The following is a 1957-nucleotide window of genomic DNA, read 5'->3' as shown; positions in this document are numbered from 1 at the left end:
TTAATAATTGTGGCGGCTACCTACTTTACCGGGTTTGAACCAAGTATCATCGGCGGATCCGGGCTTAACTTCTCTGTTCGGGATGGGAAGAGGTGAACACCAGACCAATAGCCACCAACAAGATTGTAGTTGGTTTATTTGTTCGCTATGGGAAGAGTTGAAGTCGAACGCGACTCCGAACCAGACCAATAGCCACCAACAAGATCTTTGAGTGGAGTTGATGAGTTTAGGAGTTCAAAGTCTAGAAGTAAACTAATCTTGACTTTTGACTCATGAACTTTTGACTCATAAACTTTTTCATGTCATATTGGAAGTAGAAGAGATGAAGATAAAGATTAAATGAGCAAGCTGTTGGGTAATTAGTACTGCTCAGCTAAGTGTATTTCGACACGTGTACCTGCAGCCTATCAACGTCGTAGTCTACAACGACCCTTATGTGGAAGATTCATCTTCGGGCTAGTTTCGCACTTAGATGCTTTCAGCGCTTATCTATTCCCCACATAGCTACCCGGCCATGCTACTGGCGTAACAACCGGCTCACCAGCGGTGGGTCCACCTCGGTCCTCTCGTACTAAAGGCAGCCCCCGTCAATCTTCCTACGCCCACCACAGATAGGGACCGAACTGTCTCACGACGTTCTGAACCCAGCTCGCGTGCCACTTTAATCGGCGAACAGCCGAACCCTTGGGACCTTCTCCAGCCCCAGGATGTGACGAGCCGACATCGAGGTGCCAAACCTCCCCGTCGATGTGAGCTCTTGGGGGAGATCAGCCTGTTATCCCCGGCGTACCTTTTATCCTTTGAGCGATGGCCCTTCCATACAGAACCACCGGATCACTATACCCTGGTTTCCCACCTGCTCGACCCGTCGGTCTCGCAGTCAAGCCTGCTTGTACTATTGCACTCCACACACGGTTACCAAGCGTGTTGAGCAGACCTTTGGAAGCCTCCGTTACACTTTTGGAGGCGACCACCCCAGTCAAACTACCCACCATGCACGGTCCTGCTCATCGAGCAGTTAGATCCCAGGCCAGCGAAGGGTGGTATTTCAACGTTGGCTCCTGAACGCCTGGCGACGCCCATTCACAGCCTCCCACCTATCCTACACATCCCTGACCCGAAAACAATGCAAAGCTATAGTAAAGGTGCACGGGGTCTTTCCGTCCCGTGGCGGGTAAGCGGCATCTTCACCGCTACTACAATTTCACCGAGCTCACGGCCGAGACAGTGCCCAGATCGTTACACCATTCGTGCAGGTCGGAACTTACCCGACAAGGAATTTCGCTACCTTAGGACCGTTATAGTTACGGCCGCCGTTTACTGGGGCTTCGATTCAATGCTTCTCTTGCGATGACATCCCCTCTTAACCTTCCAGCACCGGGCAGGTGTCAGGCCCTATACGTCAACTTTCGTTTTGGCAGAGCCCTGTGTTTTTGCTAAACAGTCGCCTGGGCCATTTCTCTGCGGCCTCTCTTTGCAGAGGAGGCTCCCCTTCTCCCGAAGTTACAGGGTTAATTTGCCGAGTTCCTTAGCCGTGATTCACTCGAGCACCTTAGAATATTCTTCTCGACTACCTGTGTCGGTTTACGGTACGGGCTGCATACAGCTGGCGTTTCAAAAGCTTTTCTTGGAAGCGTCTTCGATGGTTCGCTTTGCCCGTAGGCTCGGCTCAACGCACTATTCCGTCAGTACGTACCATCCACGTCGCTCCGTCACTTTTTCACACTGCATGCAGGGGCAGGAATATTAACCTGCTGTCCATCGGGGGTCGCCTGTCGGCTATCCCTTAGGCCCCGCCTAACCCTCCGTTGATTAGCATAGCGGAGGAATCCTTAGTCTTTCGGTGTGCGGATTTCTCATCCGCATTATCGTTACTTATGCCTACATTTGCTTTTCTCACCAGTCCAGCCCAGCTTACGCCAAACCTTCACCCCTGTGAGAATGCTCCCCTACCGAT

General features: G+C 51.8%; 2 rRNA genes. Both read right to left on the bottom strand.

The features are described from left to right. Nucleotides 1-7: 7 nt before the first annotated feature. A 5S ribosomal RNA gene (gene rrf / locus J2Y43_RS33475) occupies nucleotides 8-119 on the bottom strand. Between the two features lie 220 nt (nucleotides 120-339). After that, nucleotides 340-1957: ribosomal RNA gene (locus J2Y43_RS33470) — 23S ribosomal RNA — on the bottom strand; the annotation flags it as partial.

The organism is Dyadobacter sp. BE31 (assembly GCF_031457695.1).
Taxonomy (GTDB): Bacteria; Bacteroidota; Bacteroidia; order Cytophagales; family Spirosomataceae; genus Dyadobacter.
Note: the sequence above shows the minus strand (reverse complement) of the source record. Positions and strands in the feature narration are given on the sequence as shown.